This window comes from Polaromonas sp., assembly GCF_030680935.1.
GTDB lineage: Bacteria > Pseudomonadota > Gammaproteobacteria > Burkholderiales > Burkholderiaceae_C > Polaromonas.
Map to the genome: position 1 here is coordinate 1 of NZ_JAUXUP010000071.1, position 21,777 is coordinate 21,777.

Here is a 21,777-nt window from a genome sequence, read left to right on the forward strand (position 1 = left end):
GGTACCGATGGCCTGGCATGGCTTTGGGGGCTGGAAGAAGAGCCTGTTCGGCGACATGCATGCCTATGGGGAAGAAGGGGTGCGCTTCTACACCAAGCAGAAGTCCATCATGCAGCGCTGGCCTGAGAGTATTGGCAAGGGGGCTGAGTTTGTGATGCCTACGGCGAAATAGGGTCCCCCCCGAAGCGGCCCTTGGCCGCCTCCCCCTCAGGGGGCGCCATCTGCGGACTGGCGGAGCCAGATCCGCGCTGGCCTGAGGCGCACTGGGGCTAGATGACGCCAAACGAGCCTGACCACATCACAAAAAACAACAACGAAACAAGCAGCATGAGTGAAAACATCTTTGACTACATCATCGTCGGGGGCGGAACCGCCGGTTGCCTGCTGGCCAACCGGCTGAGTGCCGACGCCTCCAAACGCGTGCTGCTGATCGAAGCGGGCCGCAAGGACGACTACCACTGGATTCATATCCCGGTCGGCTATCTCTACTGCATCGGCAACCCGCGTACCGACTGGCTTTACAACACCGAGCCCGACGCTGGCCTGAATGGCCGCAGCCTGCGTTACCCGCGCGGCAAGACGCTGGGCGGCTGCTCCAGCATCAACGGCATGATTTACATGCGCGGCCAGGCGCGTGACTACGACCAGTGGGCGCAACTGACGGGCGATGATGCATGGCGCTGGGACAATGCCCTGCCCCACTTCATGCTGCATGAAGACCACTACAAAGGCGCCAGCGCCCTGCACGGCGCGCGCGGCACGGCGCCGGCGCTGATGCAGGACCAGGGCGTGCCTTATCAAAAAACGCTGCGCCATCGGAACTCGGGCGGTGAATGGCGTGTTGACAAGCAACGGCTTCGCTGGGACATCCTGGACGCCTTCTCCGCGGCGGCGCAGCAGGCGGGCATTCCCGCGACCGATGACTTCAACCGCGGCGACAACGAAGGTGTGGGCTACTTTGAAGTCAACCAGAAAAACGGCTGGCGCTGGAACACGGCCAAGGCCTTTCTGCGCCCCGCGTGTTTTGGCCGGCCCAACTTTGAAATGTGGACCAGTGCGCAGGTCAGCAAACTCATCATCGAGCGGCAGGACGACGGCAGCCAGCGCTGCACCGGCGTCGAGGTCTGGACCGGCCAGGAAAGTGTCTCGGCCTTTGCCACGCGCGACTCGGGCAAGGCGCAAGGCCAACTGGGCGAGGTCATCCTGAGCGCGGGCAGCATTGGCTCACCGCAGATTCTGCAACTCTCGGGCATAGGGCCGGCGGCATTGCTGCAAAAACACGGCATCCCGGTGCTGGTGGACCTGCCCGGGGTGGGCGCCAACTTGCAAGACCATCTGCAGATCCGTTCGGTGTACAAGGTCACGAGCGCTGCCGCCAAAAACTTCACACTCAACACGCTGGGCACATCGCTGTGGGGCAAGGCGAAGATCGGCCTCGAATACGCCTTGAAGCAAACCGGCCCGATGAGCATGGCGCCGTCGCAGCTGGGGGCCTTCACGCGCAGCTCACCCGACCAGCCCTACCCCAACATCGAGTACCACGTGCAGCCGCTGTCGCTGGACGCCTTTGGCGAGCCCCTGCACACCTTCAACGCGTTCACCGCCAGCGTCTGCAACCTGAACCCGACCAGCCGGGGCTCGGTGCAGATCAAGAGCGGACGTTTTGAGGATGCCCCGGCGATCGCCCCCAACTACCTGAGCACCGACCATGACCGGCAGGTGGCCGCCGATTCGCTGCGCATCACGCGCCGCATTGTGGGCCAGAGCGCACTGGCTGCTTACCAGCCCGAGGAGTTTCGCCCCGGTGTGCAGTTTCAAAGCGATGAAGACCTGGCGCGACTGGCCGGCGACATTGCCACCACCATTTTTCACCCGGTGGGCACGACCAAAATGGGCAGGGCAGACGACCCGATGGCGGTGGTGGACTCGCACCTGCGGGTGCGTGGCATCAGCGGTTTGCGCGTGGTCGATGCCGGTGTCATGCCACTGATCACCAGCGGCAACACCAATTCACCGACCTTGATGATTGCGGAAAAAGCCGCGCAGTGGATCCAGGACGGGGTTTAGGAGTCTGCGCGGCAGACCTCAGCGGCCAGCGTCAGCGCCGTCAATCAGGGCGGCTATCGTCAGCACGTCGGCCTTTTGATTGCGCGCCCTGAGTTCGTCCGCGCACCCCATCCAGCCCCTGATCCGCGACGTCCAGTCTTGCGCCTCTTCATCGCTCAGCGGTTCTTTGCCCTTGATGGCCGCTGCGTAGGGCTCCGGGCCACACTGAGCTTGCGCGGCGTCCATGAACCCCAGGCGGTAGGACACGGCCGTCAGCAGCTGCTGCTCCACCAGCCAGCGCTGGCTGATGACAAACATGTCGGCCGCTGGCGTGGCATTCATCTTGTCGAGGATGGTGCGCGGCGTACCCAGCGCAGCCATGTAGTTTTCGACACGACGCGCAATGCTGGCAAAACGCTCGGACGCCGGGTCCATGGTTTCACCGCCGACTTTGACGTTGATACGGTGGACCCCCAGGGTAGCGCCAGCGGACACGTTGCGGCTGACACCACTCATCCACAAGATGAAACAGGCGCTGTAGCAGCGTGCTTCGCGCACCACATGGGTGGCAGCATGACTTTTTTCGAGCAGGTGGGCAATCTTGACGGCTTCAACCAGATCGCCACCTGGCGAGTCGAGAAAAACCGTACGGGCAAACCGGCCATAGTTGTCGGGGTGCCGCACAAACGCAATGAGTTTGGCGTAGTCGCCTGGCTGGATGGTGCCTTGAATCAGCACCCCACGCTGAAAGGCAACAATGTCGGCAGCGGCAACCGGCACCAAGGCGCCAGACAAGGCACAGGCCAGAAAGACAAACAAGGCTCGCAGCATGATGACTCCTGCTTCAACACCATTGCTGAAGTGGCTTTGAGAATATACGCCAACCGGGCTGGTTGCAGTCATGAAATACCGGAGCCGCAGTAACTTATTTACGTCCGCCCGTCACGCGCCTGCCAGGGGGGCTTTCAGCATTGCCCGGGGCTGCTGTTGACCTTCTACTTGCCACGAAGAACCATGCGGTCTCCGGACAGCAGCACCTCAAACCGGGACAGAAAGGACTGCCCCAGCAAGGCCCTGTCCGGGTCGCCGCCCACCAGCCCGACGCCGACCCGCGCGCCTGCAATGCTGACCGGGCCCACGGACACCGTCACACCAGGCACGATGCGGCCCTGCAAGTCACCGTTGGCGGTCTTGAAGGTGGCGGTCTGGCCGCGTGCCAGGCCGGCTGCGTCTGCAAACTTCTCGCTGACCACCACCATGGACGCGCCGGTGTCCACCAGAAAAGTGACTGGCCTGCCCGCTACCATCCCAGCCACATAAAAATGCCCGTCACGCGCACGCGTGATCTGCAACTCACCACTGGCAGACACCACCAGCGGTACAGGCTTGAGGACCTGGTTCATGACAACGTACAGAACGCCCATCACCAGCAGCCAAAAGCCAAGGATGGCCAGCGGTCCCCAGCCCAATCGCGTGCGGGAGGCACCGTCCGCACGGACGCCCGGTTCGTCTGGTGATGCCAAGGTTGTCAGCCCCGCAGTAAAGAGAAAACGCCGATCGGCGAGCGCTTGCAACACATGGTCATGATGATACGTTGACCTGCACAAACGCCACACGCCCGGCGCTACGACGTGGCCCGATAATGCAGGCAGCCACGACGCCTCCTCCTTTGACCATGCCCGCCACCAGCCTTGCCCTTTTCATGCAGCAGCAGCGCGCGGCCTATGCAGAGGGGCTGCCGGCAAAAATCGCGGCGCTGCAAGCGGCCGTGGGGGAACTCGGCGAACACGACAACCCCTCCGCCCTGGACACCGCACGAGCGCAAGCCCACAAGCTGGCAGGCTCTGGCGGTACCTTCGGTTTTCCCGCAGTCAGCAGGGCAGCGGCCCGGATCGAGAGCATCCTGTCGCGCTCCAGGGATGCCCGTGTGCCGCCTCAGGCCGAAAGCAATGCCCTGCAGCTCTGCCTGCGGGCGCTGGAGGCCGCACTCGCCTCTGACGGCGGCGCGGAAGACGCCAGCAGCGATCTTGCGGTTGCCGCGGCGGCCAGGACTGTGGCCGGGGCCGGCACCAGCCCTCCATCAAGTGCATCAGGAACATCGCCGCTGGTGTGTGTGCTTGAACCGGACGATGCCATGGCCCAGGCATTGGTGCGACAGTTAAGCCTTGGCGGATACCGCTGTTTTTTGCTTGGGCAACCCCTGTCGGCAGCGCTTGCACCCCCCCCCGAGCCGCCGGCTGCTGTGGTGGCCAACGTCGGGTTGTCCCCTCCGGTTCTTTCGGCCTTGCGTGGCATGACCCAGACATGGGCCGAAGGTGGCACTGAGGTGCCCGTGATATTCATGTCGGGCGGGACGGATTTTCAGACCCGCCTGCAGGCGGTCCAGGCCGGTGGCGCCGGCTATTTTCCTGCGCCGGTGGACGTCTCCGCCCTCACAGCGTTGCTGGATCACCTCACGTCGGGTGAACCGGCGCGGCCTTACCGCGTGCTGCTGGTGGACGATGACCAGGCCCTGGCAGAACTGTATGCCGGCGTGTTGGAGTCTGCCGGCCTGGAAACCCTGGTGGTCACCGACCCCCGTCAGGTCATGGCCTCGCTGGTCGATTTCCAGCCTGACCTGCTCACCTGCGACATCCACATGCCCCAATGCAGTGGCATAGAGCTCGCCGCATTGATACGCCAGCAGGCGCAGTTTGTGCGGCTGCCGATTGTTTTTCTTTCTGCTGAAACCAGTCTGAGCAGGCAGGCACTGGCGCTCAAGCAAGGCGGTGACGACTTCATCATCAAACCGGTCGCGCCCGCCGTGCTGATTTCGGTAGCGCAAAGCCGCGCCAGACGATACCGCAGCCTGGTGGCGGCCGAAGACACCCTGCGCATCAGCGAGGAACGCCTGCGCATGGTGTTTGAAACCAGTCTGGACGGTTTTATCCAGGCGCTGGCGGACGGCACTGTGGTTTCGGCGAATCCGTCGGCTTGCGCCTTGTTTCGCATGACGGAAGCGCAAATCAAGGCGGCCGGTGTGAACGGGCTATTTGACAGGGCAGGTCCGCTTCTGGGACACCCGGCCGACAAATTTCGGGGAGAACTGGACTGTCTGCGCGCCGATGGCTCGCGCTTTCCAGCGGAGGTGTCGTCGTCGCAGCACCTCAGCAGCGAAGGCGATGTACAGGTGAGCGTGGTCTTGCGTGACATTACCGAGCGTCAACTCGCCGAGCAGCAAATCCTGCAGCTCAACACCGAACTGGAAGCCCGTGTGGAACAACGAACCGCCGAACTGCGTGAAGCCAACCAGGAACTTCAGGCCTTCTCCCACTCGCTGGCCCACGATCTGCGTCAGCCCTACATTGCCATCAGCGGCCTGACCCATCTGCTCGAAAGGGAGCTTTCTGGCGGCACCAGCGAACGCGGCAAGCACTACCTGGCACGCATTCGTGCCGGGGTCGGCCAGATGAACGAGCGCACCGACAGCCTGCTGGCGCTGGCGCAGCTGTCCCGCACGCAGACCCGGCGCGAAGTGGTGGATCTGAGTGCCATGGCCAGTGAGCTGCTGCACACGCTGGCGCAGCAGGAGCCAGAGCGCACCGTGAGCGTCCGGGTGCAACAGCCGCTGCAGGTGCAGGCCGACGCCGCCCTGTTGCGGCACCTGCTGCATATTCTGCTCGGCAACGCCTGGAAGTTCACCTCCCGCCAGGCCACTGCCGAAATCACGGTGGGCGCTGAGCTCCGCCTTGTCGAAGGCTCGGGCCGGGAAACGGTTTTCTTCGTCAAGGACAACGGCGCCGGATTTGACATGGCTTATGCCGACAAGCTGTTTGGTGCTTTCCAGCGTCTGCATGCGCCCGCCGAGTTTGCCGGTGCAGGCGTCGGGCTGGCCACCGCGCGCCGCATTGTCACGCGCCACGCAGGCCGCATCTGGGCCACATCGTCGCCCGGTGAGGGCGCAGTTTTTTATTTCACGCTGGACAAGCCGGTGCTGGACATTTCAGGCCCACCGTAAGGCGGCGACACTGGCCAGGGGTGGCGCGTGTCAACGCAGGCTCTTCACATAACGCGGCTCGTCCGGGTCCCGGGGTTTGCGCTCACGCGTATTTTCGCTGTCGCCAAAACGTGACTCGATGAAACCCGACTCGGGGTACACCTCTTCCCGGGTATTGACACTGCGGGAACTCTGCTGCTCAGGCGGCGGTACCACGGCTGCGGGTAGCGCCAGTGCCCTGTCCCTGACCGCATCGGCCATCAGCCTGACCAGCGGCACCCGGTGTTTCACGTCGGGCGCGAGCATGATCTCTTCCAGCCTGTCGGCCCAGACACCCAAATCGACATGCCCGTCTTCTGCCGCTTTGCCCCGCGCAAAGCGGACGATTTCTGCCGCGTATTCCTGGTTGGTCGCCATCCATTCCGTGTCGGTCACACGGCCGGTTTTTCTGCGCAGCAACACATGCAGATGGGCGGCAATCGCAATTTTTTCACTGCTCGGCATGGGAGGGCTTTGCATGGTGTGTAGCGTCCGTTTTTCTAGCCAACTCGCTCGGCATGCTGGGAGATGTCCATGCCATCGGATTCCGCGTTTTCCCCGACCCGCAGGCTGAGCACCAGCGATGTGATCCAGAGCACGACGCCGGTCATGACCAGGCTGTAGCAAACCACGGCGCCGACGCCAATGAACTGCGTCAGCAGACTGCCCTCCACGCCAGAGATGGTCTTGCTCGCAAAAATGCCGGTCAACAATGACCCCACAATTCCGCCCACCCCATGGACGCCAAATACGTCCAGTGAGTCGTCGGCATTGAGAAGGCGTTTCAATCCGGTGGCACCCCAGTAACATGCCACGCCAGCCACCAGCCCAATAACCAGCGCGGACAGGGGCGATACAAAGCCTGCCGCCGGCGTGATGGCCACCAGCCCCGCCACCAGACCAGTACACAGTCCCAACAGGGTGGGGCGACCGCGAATCATCCATTCGGCCGCCATCCACGACAGTGCACCGGCGGCAGCCGCAATGTGGGTGACCGCCATGGCCAGACCGGCGCGGCCGTCCGCAGCCACTGCCGAGCCGGCATTAAATCCAAACCAGCCAACCCACAACATGCCAGCGCCCGCCATGGTCAGGCCCAGGTTCAGCGGCGGGAAGGCTTCACGCCCATAACCCCGGCGCGGCCCCAAAGCGTAGGCACAGACCAGCCCGGCCACTCCCGCATTGATGTGCACCACCGAGCCCCCGGCGAAATCGAGCGCCCCCATGCGGGCCAGCCAGCCATTGGGCTCCCAGACCCAGTGGGCAATCGGCGCATACACCACCAGCGTCCAAAGGCTGATGAAACACAACATGGCAGAAAATCGCATACGCTCCACAAAGGACCCCACCAGCAGTGCAGCGGTGATGATGGCAAAGGTCAACTGGTACATCGCATACACCGACTCGGGAATGTTCGGGGCAATATGGCTGACCGCCACCTTCTGCGCCTCCTTGGCGTAGTCGAGTCCGGCAAACCACAGGCGCTCGCCGCCGCCAATGAAATGCCCGAGCGCGCCACTGCCGGGCGTGAAGGCGAGTGAATAGCCAACGGCAAACCAAAGCAGGCTGACCACCGCACAGATGACAACCACACTGGCCATGGTGTTGAGCACACTCTTCCTGCGCACCATGCCGCCGTAAAAAAGAGCAATGCCCGGTAGCGTCATCAGGAGCACCAGCGCTGTGGACGTCATCATCCAGGCAGTGTCTGCGCCGTTCAGGGTGTCAGCGGCCACCATGCCTGGCTGGGTGAGCGGCGCTGGCGCTGGTGCAGATGCGGGCGCTGCCGGTGCGGCGACTGCGGTCGGCGCTGCCACCTCAGGGGCTACCGACGCAGCGACGGGCGCCGGCGCCGACGCCGCATCAGCAACTGGAGCGACAGCGGGGGCAGGCGCCTGTGCACCGGCCTGGAATGCTGAAAACAGCAAGCAAAGACCCCAACCCAAAGCGACGAATTGCTTGTGATGCATGGAAATTCCCGTTGACGAACCGATGGAGCTAACAATCGGTAACAGGCATAAGTCGTGCCAGCGCGCGCCAAAATCCCTCGCCGCGGGCCTGGAGAGGAAGGGAAAATCCCGATGCACTATGTGAGTGCGCATCCTATAGTGATGCACCTGCACATGAGCCGAGTGCTCGCAGAGGGCCGAGGAGACAAACACCCCTGACCAGAACAGCATTGGCATCCAGAGAGATGTTTTTTATAGAGCGCCGGCAACCCCGGCGCTTTTTTTTGCCCGTATGTCCCGGATCGGTGCACTTTGTGCCTCACAGACGCCTGTCGGGCGAATGAGAGAATCGCGCGATGGAACTGCTGATCGTCACGCTGGCTTCGCTGCTGGCAGGTTTTGTGGACGCCATAGTGGGCGGCGGCGGCCTGATTTTGGTGCCTGCACTGTTTGCGGTCTTTCCGACCACCCACCCAGCCACCCTGTTTGGTGTCAACAAAGGCGCCTCGGTCTGGGGCACAGCGGTTGCCACCGCCCAATATGCCCGCCGTGTGGAGATGCGCTGGTCGGCCCTGCTGCCGGCGGCAGCGGCCGGCTTTGGCGGTTCGCTGGCTGGCGCGTGGCTCGTCACCATCATCTCGCCGGGTTTTTTGCGCAAGGCGCTGCCGTTTGTATTACTGGCGGTGTTGCTTTACACCCTGATGAAAAAGGAACTGGGCCGCCACCACACACCGCGTTTCAGCGGCCGTGCCGAGACAGCGGCGGCTTGCTGCATAGGTCTGGTGCTGGGGTTTTACGACGGATTTTTTGGTCCGGGCACGGGTAGTTTTTTTGTCTTTTTATTCGTGCGCTGGCTGGGTTATGACTTTCTGAACGCATCGGCATCGGCCAAGCTGCTCAACACCGCCACCAATCTGGCGGCCCTGCTGCTGTTCGCCTGGAAAGGCCACGTCTGGTGGCATTTCGCACTGACCATGGCGCTGGCCAATGTGGTGGGCAGCCTGCTGGGCACCCGTCTGGCACTCAGGCATGGCGCGGGTTTTGTGCGCGTGGTGTTTATCGCAGTGGTGAGCGCGCTGATTCTGAAAACGGGTTTTGACGCTTTTTCGAGATAACAGAATGCAGCTGCTAGTCGGGATAGGCATCCACCGCCGGCACGGCCGGCACCAGCTTGCTGAGGGCTTCAGCCAAAGCCGCCGCCTTCGCCGCGTTGGCAGCTGTCGATGCCGCTGACTGCGCGGCGGCGCCAGGCAGACCGGTAGCCAGCAAGCCCGGCATTTCAGACACCAGGCGCGGCTTGCCAACGGGAGCGCCCGCCAGCCCTTTTTGCACGGCGGCGATGTCGATTTCGTTGGGATACTGCCCCAGCAGCAGATAGTCAAACACCCGCCGCGCAATCGGCGCCGCGTGCGCCGCGCCAAAACCGGCGTTTTCCACCACCACGGCCAGGGCAATCCTCGGTTTGTCAGCCGGCGCAAAAGCCATGTACAGGGCGTGATCGCGCTGGTGCTCTTCGAGCTTGCGCGCATCGTACTTGTCTTTTTGCCCCACGCCCACCGCCTGCGCGGTGCCGGTTTTCCCGCCGCTGAGGTAGGCTGCGCCGGCAAACACCCGGGCCGACGTTCCTTCTTGCGTGACCCCGACCAGCGCCTTGCGGACCACCGCCACATGTTCGGGTTTGTAGCCCAGGTCCTCGCCCGGTTCGGCCGCGATAGGCTGGATGGCCCGCGACACCGGGTCTTGTGTGGCAATCACCAGGCGCGGCTTGTGTTTCACACCGTTGTTGGCCAGCACCGCTGTAGCCTGCGCCAGCTGCAGCATGGTGAAGGTGTTGTAGCCCTGGCCTATACCCAGCGATATGGTCTCGCCCGGGTACCACTTTTGCTGGTCGGCCTTTTTGTAGGTTTTGCGCTTCCACTCCTGGCTCGGCAAGACGCCGCGTACTTCACCGTTGATGTCAATCCCGGTGATCTGGCCAAAGCCCAGCGGCTTCATGAAGTCGTGCATCGCATCAACCCCCAGGTCATTGGCCAGTGAGTAGTAATAGACGTTGCTGGACTTGACGATGCTCTGGTACATGTCCACCGGGCCCAACCCGGCACCATGGCTGCGGAACTGGTGACCGCCAAACATCCAGGAGCCTGCATCCTGGGTGATGCTGCCGGGAAGGCGTTTGCCAGACTCGAGCGCGGCCATGGCCATGAAGGGCTTGTAAGTGGAGCCCGGCGGGTAGGTACCGCGCAGCGCACGATTGAGCAGCGGCTTGTCAACCGACTCATTGAGGCCTTGCCAGCTTTCGCTGTCGATGCCATCCACGAACAGATTGGGGTCAAACGTGGGTTTGCTGACAAAAGCCAGTACCTCCCCGGTGGCCGGGTCCAGCGCCACCAGCGCGCCGCGCCTGTCACCAAACAGGTCTTCCACCAGTTTTTGCAGCTTGATGTCCAGCGACAGCATGATGGTGTGACCCGGCGTTGCCGGTTGGCTGGCCAGCTTGCGCACGGCACGTCCGCCGGCCGAGGTTTCGACCTGTTCAACGCCCGTGCTGCCATGCAGCTGGGTTTCGAAACTCTGCTCGACACCGAGTTTCCCGATGTAGTCGGTGCCCCGATAGTTTCCTTCTTCGTCGTTTTCCTCGATGCGCAGTTTTTCTGCCTGGTTGATGCGCCCGATGTACCCCACGACATGGCTGGCCAGCTCGCCATGCGGGTAGTTGCGAAACAGCCGGGCCTTGATGTCCACCCCGGGAAAGCGAAAACGCTGCGCGGCAAAACGGGCCACCTCTTCGTCCGTCAACCGGGTGCGTATGGGCAGTGACTCAAAACTGCGTGATTCCTCGCGCAGTTTTTTGAAGCGGCGTTTGTCGCGCGGCTGGATGTCCACCAAACGGGACAGCGCCTCGATGGTTTGCTCCAGATCGGCAACCCGCGAGGGGGTGATCTCCAGCGTATAAGCCGAGTAGTTGGTGGCCAGCACCACCCCATTGCGGTCCAGGATGAGCCCCCGGTTGGGCACAATCGGCACCACCGCCGTGCGGTTGGTCTCAGCCTGTTCGAGGAGGTCGTCGTGACGCACGACCTGCAGGTAAACCAGCCGCGCCGCCACCAGCATGAAAGCCAGAAAAATCACCAGCCCGGCCACCAGCACACGCAGGCGAAAACGCGACAGATCGGCTTCGACGTTGCGCAGTTCAGTCATGGCCGTACGACCCGGCGATGCCCAAAAAGTGCCCCACTCGCAAAACGGGCACCCGCTCCCCCTTCAAGCAGGGGCCATCCTTCGACAAGCTCAGGACGAACGGATATGAAGTAAACGACCGCGCGGACTCTTCAATCAAGCAGGGGCCGCGGAACCGGCTCTGCCGGGCCGCAGGCGCAGCGGCCCCCCCGGGGCTGGTGCCAGCCGCTCCAAACCTGCCTGCGCAGGTTTGGACAGGCACCAGAAGCGAAGCCTCCGGCGAGCGGCGGCCTGCAAGGTGCAGGGAGTTACACGGAGTGAACGACCGTGGGGGCATCACAGTGGCCGGTTCTGGTCAGGATTGGGCGCCCGGCGCTGCGGCGCGAGCAGCAGGACGCTCACCACTGGCCACAGCAGGGATTCGGCCACCGGCGCAAGCAACAACATCCAGCCCGGGAAGTTGCCACCACTGATCATGCGGATGACAATTTCAACGCCATGCGCCATTGCGAACAGCGGCAGGATCTGCAGCGCCTGGGACGGCACGGTGAACCAGAGCAGGCGGCGGTGAATCATGGTGGCGAAAAAACTCAGCGCTGTGTACGACAGCGCATGCTGACCGAGCAGGGCGGTCTGGTGCACATCCACACCCAGCCCGAACATGAACGCCAGGCCAATGCCCACACGCTGAGGCTGATGCACGTTCCAGAACACCAGCACCAGGGCGAGAAAATCGGGCATCCAGGGCACACGCCCCAGCGGCAGCATATCCAGCAGCAGCGCCGCAATCAGGCTGCTCCAGATGAAAAACGGGTTGGCCGGCAACAACAGCTGCTGGCCAGAGGGCATGATCATTTGGCGCCTCCCTTTTTGGCGGGGGCAGGCGCAGCTTCGTCGGCCGGCCGCGCCGGAATCTGCTCAGCCACCGGTTTGACCACCATCACGTGAAGCGCAGCAAAAACACGCGCCTGCGGGGTGCAATAAATCCGTGAAAACGCCGACTCGGCACGGCGCTCTATCTTGTCGATTTTCGCCACCGGCAGACCAGGCGGGTACACGCCGTCCACACCGCTGGTGGTCAGCAGGTCGCCCTGCTGCACGTCCGAATTGCTGCCCATGAAGCGCAACTCCAGCCCACCGCCGGATGCCGTCGGATCGCCATAGGCCACACTGCGCGCGCCGGTACGGGTGTTGAGCACGGGTATGGCCAGCTCGCGGTCTATGACCAGCGTGACTTCACTGACAAAGGGGAGCACGCGGGTCACCTGCCCCAGCACGCCCGCTTCGTCCAGCACCGGCGAGCCCAGGTCAACCCCCTGGGCCATGCCTTTGTCGATGATGATTTTGCGGGTGTAAGGGTCGGGCGCGTCGTACAGCACCTGCGCCGCCATGCCGGTGATGATCAAGCGCTCGCGAAGGTCCAGCAGCTTGCGCAGACGGTTGTTTTCAACGGCCAGCTGCTCGACCTGGCTGGCGCGCAACGATTGCAGGGCGAGTTGGGTCCGTGCCGCTTCCTCGCCCGCACGCGCCTGACTGAGCGCCGTGAAATAGCCGCCGCCATGCTGAAGCGCACGCACCGGCTGCAGCGCCAGCCACTGCACCGGGTACAACACGGTGGCGACTGCGGCGCGTATCGGCTGGGTGACCTTGAAGCGCAGGTCAGCGACCATCAGGAACAAGGCCAGGGCGCTGAAAACCATCAGCTTGGACAAGGCCGAAGGCCCCTGCTTGAAGAAAGGGGGCGGGGTTCTGTCGAGGGTTCCTAAGGGCATGGTCTGCGGTCAATCATGCGCCTGTCCGGCTGCATCGAGGAGGATGCTTATTCCGAGGTAAAGATGGAACCCAGACGGTCCATGCGCTCCAGTGCAATACCGCAGCCGCGGACCACGCAGGTCAGCGGGTCTTCGGCCACCAGCACCGGCAGGCCGGTTTCTTCAGCCAGCAGGCGGTCCAGGTCGCGCAGAAGAGCGCCGCCGCCGGTCAGCATCATGCCGCGGTCGGCGATGTCCGCGCCGAGCTCGGGCGGGGTATGTTCGAGTGCGGTTTTGACAGCGCTGACGATGTTGTTGAGTGGATCGGTCAGGGCTTCAAGAATTTCGTTGCTGGAGATCGTGAAGCTGCGCGGCACACCTTCAGACAGGTTGCGGCCTTTGACTTCCATCTCCTTGACTTCGCTGCCCGGAAAGGCCGAGCCAATGTTTTTCTTGATGGCTTCCGCCGTCGGCTCGCCAATCAACATGCCGTAGTTGCGGCGGATGTAGCTGATGATGGCCTCGTCAAAACGGTCACCGCCGACCCGCACGCTGCCTTTGTAAACCATGCCGCCCAGCGAAATCACGCCGACTTCGGTGGTACCGCCGCCAATATCCACCACCATGGAACCGCTGGCTTCAGACACCGGCAGACCGGCGCCTATGGCGGCGGCCATGGGTTCTTCAATCAGGTACACGTCGCTTGCGCCGGCGCCCAAGGCGCTTTCACGGATGGCCCGGCGCTCAACCTGGGTCGAGCCGCAGGGCACACAAATGATGATGCGCGGGCTGGGCTTGAAGAAGCTGCGCGGATGCACCATCTTGATGAACTGCTTGAGCATCTGCTCGGTGACGGTGAAGTCGGCAATCACGCCGTCTTTCATCGGGCGGATGGCCTCGATGTTGCCGGGCACCTTGCCGAGCATGGCCTTGGCTTCATGGCCGACGGCCTGGATGGTCTTTTTGCCCTGCGGACCACCTTCGTGGCGAATGGCGACCACCGAGGGCTCATCGAGCACAATGCCGCGGTCGCGTACAAAAATCAGGGTGTTGGCAGTACCGAGGTCAATCGCCAGGTCGGTGGAAAAATACCGACGGAAGGTTTCAAACATGTTCTTGGGGTCCGGTTTTGGGCATGGAACAAACTTCGTTGCTCTATCGCCTTTTATGATTAATCAATGAGAGCGCTGAAATGAAAACGGCGAAGTGACCTAACACCTTGATAAATAACGCATAAAGCGTGCATCCTGCCCTGATTTCTCACCAAAGGCGGGATAATAACGCATCCCCCGTGAGTCACCGGCTGGCACACCAGCCATTATTTCACCTTTACACCCCGTTTCAGCTGTAGTTTTTCTCCCATGGCACTGACCCCCCAAGACATCGAACGCGTCGCCAACCTGGCCAGGCTGGAGTTACGCGCCGACGAAACCGAACACACCCTGAGCCAGCTCAACGGCTTTTTCGCGCTGGTGGAACAAATGAACGCCGTCAACACCGAAGGGGTGGAGCCGCTGGCTCACCCCGCGGCAGTGCTGGGCCAGGTAGCGCTGCGTCTGCGCGATGACATCGTGAGCGAGACTGACCAGCGTGAGGCCAGCCAGGTCAGCGCGCCCGCTGTTGAGCGCGGATTGTTCCTTGTGCCCCGCGTGATTGAGTAAACGATGAGCACCGACCTGCACGACCTCAGCGTCGCCCAACTTGCGGCCAAACTCGCCGCCCGTGAAGTCTCCAGCGTCGAAGCGACGCAGCACTTCCTCACACGTATCGGGCGTGCCCACGATCTGGGTGCTTTTCTCGCCACCGACAGTGATGTCTCGCTGGCCCAGGCGCGAGCTGCCGATGCCCGTCTGGCCGCCGGCGAGCGCACGCCCTTGCTGGGTGTGCCCTTGGCACACAAGGATATTTTTGTCACCCGCGACTTTCCGACCACCGCCGGCTCGAAGATGCTGGCCAACTACCGCAGCCCGTTTGACGCCAGCGTGGTGCGCCAGCTCGGTGTAGATGCCGGTGGTGCGGGCATGGTGACGCTGGGCAAGCTCAACTGCGATGAGTTCGCCATGGGCTCGGGCAACGAGAACAGCGCCTTCAAGAATGTGCAAAACCCCTGGGACATCACCCGAGTGCCGGGCGGCTCGTCGGGCGGCTCGGCTGCAGCGGTCGCCGCGCGGTTGGTACCAGCCGCCACCGGCACCGACACCGGCGGCTCCATCCGCCAGCCGGCATCGCTGTGCGGCATCACCGGCATCAAGCCGACCTATGGGCGCTGTTCGCGTTACGGCATGGTGGCTTTTGCTTCCAGCCTGGACCAGGCCGGGCCGATGGCACGCAGTGCACTCGATTGCGCTTTGCTGCTGTCCAGCATGGCCGGCCCGGATCTGGACCGTGACTCCACCTCGCTGGATCTGCCGGCGGTCAACTACGCTACTGATTTAATAGCTACTCACGCACAACCGGCGGGGGCTAAACCCCTGAATGGCTTGAGAATTGGCCTGCCCAGGCAGTTTTTCGGCGCGGGTTGCTCGGCCGACGTACTCAAAACCGTGCGCAGCGCGCTGGCCGAGCTGGAAAAGCTGGGAGCCACGCTGGTCGATGTGGATCTGCCACTGACCGAGTTGTCGATTCCGGTTTATTACGTGATTGCGCCGGCCGAGGCCAGCAGCAACCTGAGCCGCTTTGACGGCGTCCGATACGGGCACAGGGCCGCCGCTTATACCGACCTCAGCGACATGTACAAAAAATCGCGCTCCGAAGGTTTTGGCGACGAAGTGACACGCCGCATCATGATCGGCACCTACGTCTTGTCGCACGGCTATTACGACGCGTATTACCTGAAAGCGCAGAAAATCCGCCGGCTGATTGCCGAAGATTTCCAGAAGGCCTTTGCGCAATGCGACATCATTGCCGGCCCGGTCTCGCCCACCGTCGCCTGGAAAATCGGCGAAAAATCCGACGACCCGGTGGCCAGTTACCTGGCCGACATCTACACGCTGTCTTCCAGCCTGGCAGGCCTGCCGGGTATGAGTGTGCCGGCCGGTTTTGGCGAAGGCGGCATGCCGGTGGGCCTGCAGTTGATCGGCAACTACTTCAAGGAAGCACAGCTTCTGGGCGCAGCGCACCAGTTTCAGCTGGCGACCGACTGGCACCAGCGCCAGCCCCACGGCCTATGAGTGATTTGACATGAGCCAGACCCCCCCCCCCGTGAACTCATTTGCCCAGATGCAGGTCGGGCGGCCCACCGGGCCGCTGGTGCAGGGCTACGAAGTCATCATCGGTTTCGAAACCCACACGCAGCTGACCACACAATCGAAAATTTTCAGCCGCGCCTCGACGGCCTTTGGCGCGGAACCCAACACCCAGGCATCGGCGGTGGACTTTGCGCTGCCCGGCGCGCTGCCGGTGATGAACAAGGGCGCGGTACAACGTGCGATTGAATTTGGCCTGGCGGTCAACGCACACATCGCCGAGAGCAGCGTGTTTGCACGCAAGAATTATTTCTACCCGGATCTGCCCAAGGGTTACCAGATCAGCCAGTTTGAAATTCCAGTGGTGCAAGGCGGCAGCGTCGAGTTTTTTCTGGACGGCGAAAAGAAGTCGGTGCGGCTAGTGCGCGCCCACCTCGAAGAAGATGCCGGCAAGTCGCTGCACGAAGACTTCATTGGCATGAGCGGCATTGACCTGAACCGCGCCGGCACGCCCCTGCTGGAGATCGTCACCGAACCCGACATGCGCTCCAGCGCAGAGGCCGTGGCCTACGCCAAAGAGCTGCACAAAATCGTCACCTGGATAGGCATTTGCGACGGCAACATGCAGGAAGGCAGCTTTCGCTGCGACGCGAATGTGTCGGTGCGCAAACCCGGCGCCGACCTGGGAACGCGCCGCGAGATCAAGAACCTGAACAGTTTCAAGTTCATGCAGCAGGCGATTGACTACGAGGTGCGCTGGCAGATTGAACAGCTGGAAGATGGCAAGGCCATCCAGCAGGCCACCGTGCTGTTTGACCCGGACACCGGCGAGACGCGCGCCATGCGCACCAAGGAAGACGCAGCGGATTACCGCTACTTTCCGGACCCTGATTTGCCGCCGCTGGTGATCTCGCGCGAGTGGGTGGAGCAAACGCGTACCGAGATGAGCGAGTTGCCGCGCGTGATGGCCCAGCGCTTTGTCGCAGATTACGACTTGCCGGAATACGATGCCGGCCAGCTCACACTGAGCAAGGCCACTGCGGCCTATTTTGAAGCGGTGGTGACTGCCAGCAAACAGCCCAAGTTGGCCAGCAACTGGGTGATGGGCGAGTTGTCGCGCCGCTTGAACGCGAGCGATACAAACATTGAACAATCAGGGGTCAGCGCAGAACAACTGGGCCAGCTGATTGGCCGGATTGCCGACGGAACCGTGTCCAACAACGCAGCCCGTCAGGTGTTTGAAGGCCTCTGGAGCGGCGAAGGCAGCGATGTCGACGCACTCATTGAAGCCAAGGGCCTCAAGCAAATGAGCGACTCCGGCGAACTCGAGAGAATCATCGACGATGTCCTGGCGGCCAACGTGAAGAACGTAGAGGAAGTGCGCGCGGGCAATACCAAGGCCATGAACGCGCTGGTCGGCCAGGCCATGAAAGCCACCAAGGGCAAGGCCAATCCGGCACAGGTCAATGAGCTGCTGAAAAAGAAGCTCGGATAAACGTCGACGCCACCCAAGACGCTATCAAATAAATAGCTTCTTGCGCTTGTGCCACAAGGGCTACACGCCTTATTGATTCTTAGACTATTTTTTTGCGGCTGCCGGCGGCACTGGGGCTGCGGCCGCAGCTGCCGCAGCTTTGGCGGGCACGGTCCCGGCCATGGGCCACAACTGCCTGAGTTTGGCCAGCTCTTCGTCAAAGCGCTGGTTGACCCTTTTTTTCTCGACGTCCTGCTCGGCAATAAAGCGTTTTTGCGTCGCCTGATTACTCTCGTTTTCTTCCACCCTGCGTCTTAGGGAGGGTGGCGCGCGTGTGGGGTCGGCCTTGTAGAACTGCATGTCGACAACGATGGCCTTGCGCTGCTCGCTCAGTTCGGAGGCGCGCTTGGCTGCAGCGGTGATGACCTCATCGATCTGGCCCAGGGCCTCGGCCCGCTCTTTGTCGTGCAAGGCGCGGTTGGGATAACGCTGCAGCAAGGCGCGGTCACGGCGCTTTTCCTCGACCTCGCGCTCGCGCAACTCGGCGGCCCGTTTCTCTTTTTCTTCCCTGGCGGCCCGCTCATCGGAGGTCAGCGAAGGCTCCAGCACGCCTTTGACGGTTCCCGAGGGATTGAGTTGCTTCTGGACGCGGTCGCTGCATTCGGCAATCGGTCGGTCGGAAGTGATCTTGCGGCCAGAACCATCCACACAGCTGTAAATGGTCTGAGCAAAACCCGCGCTGGACAGGCTCAGTGCCACCACCGCCGCCGCGCCGGCCAACACCCCATTCTCAACAAACCTGTGCAACAACAAGAAAAAATCCTTAATCGACACCATAACGCTGACGGTAGTCCAGCACACGCTGGTAGTGGGTCACAAGTGAGTCCCCGCTTGTGACTTCCGAGGCGCCTTCCGGCACGTCCCCCGCCTGAGACAGATATTGCAACAAGTCGGTCAAACGGGCAATCGAGAAAACCTTTAGACCCAGTTGACTCCTAACGTACTGCACAGCACTGTAGTTGACGTCCACGCCATTTTCCGTGGCCTTCTCCTGGCGGTCCAGCGCAATGGCCACCGCATACGGCTGGGCGCCCGCCGCCTGAATAATGGTAATCGACTCGCGTATGGCGGTACCTGCAGAGATCACATCGTCAATGATCAATACCCGCCCCTTGAGCGGTGCGCCGACCAGCGTTCCGCCCTCGCCGTGGTCTTTGGTTTCCTTGCGGTTGTAGGCAAACGGCAAGTTGCGGCCAAGACGTGCCAGCTCAATCGCGACGGCCGCTGCCAAGGGGATACCCTTGTAAGCCGGACCAAAAATCATGTCGAACTGCAGACCGCTGGTTTTCTCTTCCAGCAACAATCCGCGCGCATAAAATTGCGCCAGCCGTCCCAGCTTGGCACCGTCGTCAAACAATCCTGCGTTAAAAAAGTAGGGGCTCAAGCGCCCCGCCTTGGTCTTGAACTCGCCAAAACGCAACACCCCCGACTCAATGGCAAACTGCACAAATTCACTGGCCATGTCGCTGGAAGCTGCCGTTTGGCCACTGTCCTGCTCGTCCTGACCTGGCGTTCCCGTCGTTCTACTCATTGGAAGTCCCATGTTTAAGTTAACCAGCCTGAACCTCAACGGTATTCGTTCCGCAGCCACCAAAGGCATGCCAGAGTGGGTGGCCCGGACCCAGCCAGATTGTATTTGCGTGCAGGAGCTGAAGGCCCAGGCGGCCGACGTGGCTGGCAGGTTTGAGGAGATCGCCGGCCTCAAAGGCCATTTTCACTTTGCCGAAAAGAAAGGCTACTCGGGCGTGGCCGTTTACACGCGCCATGAACCCAGCGACGTGATCACCGGCTACGGCTCGACAGAATTTGATGCAGAAGGCCGTTACGTGGAACTGCGTTTTGACCGACCAGGCCGCAAGCATGCCCCCAAGCTGTCCATCATCAGCTGTTACTTCCCGAGCGGCTCGTCCGGCGAGGAGCGGCAGGCCGCCAAGTTCCGTTTTCTCGCCGAGTTCTACCCCTACCTTGCGAGCCTGAAGGAAACGCGGGACTTTGTGCTGTGCGGCGACATCAACATTGCGCACCAGGAAATCGATCTGAAAAATTTCAAGGGCAACAAAAAGAACAGCGGCTTCCTGCCCGAAGAACGCGCCTGGATGACCGAGTTGCTGCGCCACGCGGAGGTGGCCGAAGAAGCGCTGGGGGAGTTAACCGACGGCGCTGGCAAACCCACGGTGAAAGCAACACGCGGCGGCGGCATGGTCGATGTCTACCGCAAGCTGCAGCCCACGACCACCGACGAGGCCTACACCTGGTGGAGCAACCGCGGCCAGGCCTACGCCAAAAACGTTGGCTGGCGGCTGGACTACCACCTGGCGACGCCAGCGCTGGCGGCGCTGGCCCAAAGCGAAACGATTTACAAAGAGCAGCGTTTTTCCGACCACGCGCCGATCACGGTGGACTATGAGCTGACGTTGTAAGCGTCCGTTTTCGCTATTGAAAACATAGCTGTTTTCGCATATCCATCAAGGGCTACAGCCACTTTTTGTATATTTTTCCGCCTTGATGCGATCAACCAGCCCTGACGCCCATCTGCCGCGCCATGTGCACCTGGTGCAAGGTGATCTTGCGCACCTCGGCCTGGCTGGTCTGTATGTGGGCGCGCAGCAGCAGCGCGGCCTGGTCGCCGCGCTTGCGCTGAATAGCTTTCAGAATCTTCGCGTGTTCTTCATAGGTGGCGTCGATACGCGGCCGCTTGGTGAAATCGAGTCGGCGTATCACACGGATGCGCTCGGTCACGTCGCGGTGTACCCGCGCCATCTCGGCATTGCCCGCTGCAGCGACCAGCGCGCAGTGAAAGGCCTCGTCCCACTGCGCGACCTGCACGGTGTCGCTGCTTCGGCGCTCGGGGCTGACCAGCCAGATGGCCGCCAGTTCATCCAGCACCGCCGGGTTGACTTTGAGCGAGTCTTCGCAAAGCCGGTGTGCCGCCGTCGTCTCCAGCACCATGCGCAAGTCATACAGCTCTTCAAACTGGTTGAAATCAAAAGGCAACACGCGCCAGCCGCTGCGAAACAGCACCTCGACAAAACCTTCATGCTGCATGCGAAAAAGCGCCTGCCGCACCGGCGTGCGTGACACGCCCAGCCGCTCGCTGATTTCGGTCTCGGTAAAACGGTCGCCCGGCACCAATTTGAACTCGGACACATCGCGCTTGAGCTGCTCGTAGACCTCGTCGGCACGCGAACGGTGAACCGGCGAATCCGCGGGGGCGGCTGAATGGCTGGCGGCAGTGTGCATGGCGAAACTCTAGCAGCCTTGCAGCAAGGCCAGCAGCTGGTCACTGGTGGCGGTCCAGCCCACAATCGCGCCCTGGGCGCGCATCATCTCCACCGCAGCCGCCTTGAACTGGGGGAAATAACTCTCGGTACAGTCCTCCAGCAGCAAACAGTCATAGCCCCGGTCGTTGGCTTCACGCATCGAGGTCTGCACGCAGACCTCGGTGGTCACACCCATGAAAACCAGGTGGGTGATGCCTGCCTGCTGCAGCAGGTCGTGCAGCGGCGTGGCGTAGAAGGCGCCCTTGCCGGGCTTGTCGATCACCACTTCGCCGGGCACGGGCGCCAGCGCCGGAATGATCTGGTTACCCGGTTCGCCGCTGATCAGGATGCGGCCCATCGCGCCCATGTCGCCGATGCGCAAATCGGGCTTGCCCCGATTGAGCTTGGCGGGGGGGCAATCGGACAGGTCAGCCCGGTGCGCTTCACGCGTGTGCACCACCAGACCGCCGGTGCGGCGCCAGGCCTGAAGCACAGCCTGGCAGGCCGGCACAATGGCTTGCAGCAGCGCCACATCATTGCCCAGAGTCTCACCAAAGCCGCCGGGCTCGATGAAGTCGCGTTGCATGTCGATGATGACGAGTGCGGTTGACTTCAGATCGAAGTTGTAGGGGAAGGGTTGGGCTTGGTTTAGTTGCATGGTGGTTTTTCGGGGGTCATGCTGGAGTCTTCGCCAGTACCGGTTTGTAGGGCGCTTCAGACAAGCCGGGGGTTGCCCGGCGGCAAGTAACTTTCTTTTGCGTCGCTGTATAGACCGGAGACATGGGAAACAGGTGTGCGGAGACATAGGAAACACCTTGGAATCTCATCAGGCTTGCGTCAGGGTATTCAAGTCGAGCCGC

General features: G+C 62.1%; 20 protein-coding genes and 1 pseudogene. 8 read left to right on the top strand and 13 right to left on the bottom strand.

Annotated elements, in window-relative coordinates; genetic code table 11:
* Nucleotides 1–172, top strand: a pseudogene (locus tag Q8L50_RS17105) (methylmalonate-semialdehyde dehydrogenase (CoA acylating)); the annotation flags it as partial.
* A gap of 155 nt (nucleotides 173–327) precedes the next feature.
* On the top strand, nucleotides 328–2,067 hold the full coding sequence (locus Q8L50_RS17110) for a GMC family oxidoreductase (protein ID WP_305349839.1): 1,740 nt from the start codon (nucleotides 328–330) through the stop codon (nucleotides 2,065–2,067).
* A gap of 18 nt (nucleotides 2,068–2,085) precedes the next feature.
* On the opposite strand, the gene Q8L50_RS17115 is transcribed toward Q8L50_RS17110, so the two are convergent.
* Both Q8L50_RS17115 and Q8L50_RS17120 read right to left on the bottom strand, forming a co-directional pair.
* Complete coding sequence (locus Q8L50_RS17115) at nucleotides 2,086–2,877, bottom strand: hypothetical protein (RefSeq protein WP_305349840.1); 792 nt, start codon at nucleotides 2,875–2,877, stop codon at nucleotides 2,086–2,088.
* Nucleotides 2,878–3,041: 164 nt separating this feature from the next.
* Nucleotides 3,042–3,569, bottom strand: a complete 528-nt coding sequence (locus Q8L50_RS17120; protein WP_305349841.1) for a TIGR02281 family clan AA aspartic protease — start codon at nucleotides 3,567–3,569, stop codon at nucleotides 3,042–3,044.
* Between the two features lie 152 nt (nucleotides 3,570–3,721).
* Here Q8L50_RS17120 and Q8L50_RS17125 point away from each other — a divergent pair, with 152 nt between their 5' ends.
* Entirely contained in the window at nucleotides 3,722–6,043 is a 2,322-nt protein-coding gene (locus tag Q8L50_RS17125; protein WP_305349842.1) for a response regulator, read from the top strand.
* Between the two features lie 30 nt (nucleotides 6,044–6,073).
* Here Q8L50_RS17125 and Q8L50_RS17130 read toward each other — a convergent pair whose 3' ends face one another.
* Both Q8L50_RS17130 and Q8L50_RS17135 read right to left on the bottom strand, forming a co-directional pair.
* Nucleotides 6,074–6,541, bottom strand: coding sequence for a hypothetical protein (locus Q8L50_RS17130; RefSeq protein ID WP_305349857.1), 468 nt, complete (start codon nucleotides 6,539–6,541; stop codon nucleotides 6,074–6,076).
* Nucleotides 6,542–6,561: 20 nt separating this feature from the next.
* Complete coding sequence (locus tag Q8L50_RS17135) at nucleotides 6,562–7,800, bottom strand: ammonium transporter (protein ID WP_305349854.1); 1,239 nt, start codon at nucleotides 7,798–7,800, stop codon at nucleotides 6,562–6,564.
* 566 nt (nucleotides 7,801–8,366) lie between these two features.
* Between Q8L50_RS17135 and Q8L50_RS17140 the strand changes: the two genes are divergently transcribed.
* On the top strand, nucleotides 8,367–9,125 hold the full coding sequence (locus tag Q8L50_RS17140) for a TSUP family transporter (protein WP_305349843.1): 759 nt from the start codon (nucleotides 8,367–8,369) through the stop codon (nucleotides 9,123–9,125).
* 13 nt (nucleotides 9,126–9,138) lie between these two features.
* Here the strand turns inward: Q8L50_RS17140 and mrdA are convergent, their stop codons facing one another.
* The 4 genes from mrdA to Q8L50_RS17160 form a co-directional block, all read right to left on the bottom strand.
* Nucleotides 9,139–11,208 carry a penicillin-binding protein 2 gene (gene mrdA, locus Q8L50_RS17145; protein ID WP_305349844.1) on the bottom strand — a complete coding sequence of 690 codons (2,070 nt, stop codon included), beginning with the start codon at nucleotides 11,206–11,208 and terminating at the stop codon, nucleotides 9,139–9,141.
* 315 nt (nucleotides 11,209–11,523) lie between these two features.
* On the bottom strand, nucleotides 11,524–12,042 hold the full coding sequence (mreD, locus tag Q8L50_RS17150) for a rod shape-determining protein MreD (protein ID WP_305349845.1): 519 nt from the start codon (nucleotides 12,040–12,042) through the stop codon (nucleotides 11,524–11,526).
* A complete protein-coding gene (gene mreC / locus Q8L50_RS17155) occupies nucleotides 12,039–12,959 on the bottom strand; it encodes a rod shape-determining protein MreC (RefSeq protein ID WP_305349846.1) in 921 nt (306 codons plus the stop codon). The genes mreD and mreC overlap by 4 nt, the downstream gene beginning before the upstream one ends.
* Nucleotides 12,960–13,006: 47 nt before the next feature.
* Nucleotides 13,007–14,050, bottom strand: coding sequence for a rod shape-determining protein (locus Q8L50_RS17160; RefSeq protein ID WP_077592290.1), 1,044 nt, complete (start codon nucleotides 14,048–14,050; stop codon nucleotides 13,007–13,009).
* Between the two features lie 249 nt (nucleotides 14,051–14,299).
* Here Q8L50_RS17160 and gatC point away from each other — a divergent pair, with 249 nt between their 5' ends.
* From gatC to gatB, 3 genes are read left to right on the top strand one after another with little or no spacing between them, the layout of a single operon-like run.
* A complete protein-coding gene (gene gatC, locus Q8L50_RS17165; RefSeq protein ID WP_305349847.1) occupies nucleotides 14,300–14,599 on the top strand; it encodes an Asp-tRNA(Asn)/Glu-tRNA(Gln) amidotransferase subunit GatC in 300 nt (99 codons plus the stop codon).
* A gap of 3 nt (nucleotides 14,600–14,602) precedes the next feature.
* Entirely contained in the window at nucleotides 14,603–16,108 is a 1,506-nt protein-coding gene (gene gatA, locus Q8L50_RS17170; RefSeq protein ID WP_305349848.1) for an Asp-tRNA(Asn)/Glu-tRNA(Gln) amidotransferase subunit GatA, read from the top strand.
* Between the two features lie 49 nt (nucleotides 16,109–16,157).
* A complete protein-coding gene (gatB, locus tag Q8L50_RS17175; protein WP_370869829.1) occupies nucleotides 16,158–17,618 on the top strand; it encodes an Asp-tRNA(Asn)/Glu-tRNA(Gln) amidotransferase subunit GatB in 1,461 nt (486 codons plus the stop codon).
* 84 nt (nucleotides 17,619–17,702) lie between these two features.
* Here the strand turns inward: gatB and Q8L50_RS17180 are convergent, their stop codons facing one another.
* Together Q8L50_RS17180 and pyrE are read right to left on the bottom strand one after the other, a co-directional pair.
* Nucleotides 17,703–18,410, bottom strand: a complete 708-nt coding sequence (locus Q8L50_RS17180; RefSeq protein WP_370869828.1) for a DUF4124 domain-containing protein — start codon at nucleotides 18,408–18,410, stop codon at nucleotides 17,703–17,705.
* A gap of 10 nt (nucleotides 18,411–18,420) precedes the next feature.
* Nucleotides 18,421–19,119 (bottom strand): orotate phosphoribosyltransferase, encoded by a 699-nt coding sequence (gene pyrE, locus Q8L50_RS17185; protein ID WP_305349856.1) that lies wholly within the window; start codon nucleotides 19,117–19,119, stop codon nucleotides 18,421–18,423.
* Between the two features lie 79 nt (nucleotides 19,120–19,198).
* On the opposite strand from pyrE, the gene Q8L50_RS17190 reads away from it, so the two are divergent.
* Nucleotides 19,199–20,077: an exodeoxyribonuclease III gene (locus Q8L50_RS17190; protein WP_305349850.1), complete on the top strand. Its 879-nt coding sequence runs from the start codon at nucleotides 19,199–19,201 to the stop codon at nucleotides 20,075–20,077.
* A gap of 91 nt (nucleotides 20,078–20,168) precedes the next feature.
* Here the strand turns inward: Q8L50_RS17190 and Q8L50_RS17195 are convergent, their stop codons facing one another.
* The 3 genes from Q8L50_RS17195 to Q8L50_RS17205 form a co-directional block, all read right to left on the bottom strand.
* Complete coding sequence (locus Q8L50_RS17195; protein ID WP_305349851.1) at nucleotides 20,169–20,897, bottom strand: GntR family transcriptional regulator; 729 nt, start codon at nucleotides 20,895–20,897, stop codon at nucleotides 20,169–20,171.
* 9 nt (nucleotides 20,898–20,906) lie between these two features.
* Entirely contained in the window at nucleotides 20,907–21,575 is a 669-nt protein-coding gene (locus tag Q8L50_RS17200; protein WP_305349852.1) for a cysteine hydrolase family protein, read from the bottom strand.
* Between the two features lie 16 nt (nucleotides 21,576–21,591).
* Nucleotides 21,592–21,777: hypothetical protein (locus Q8L50_RS17205; protein WP_305349853.1), on the bottom strand; the 186-nt coding region annotated here is incomplete at its 5' end.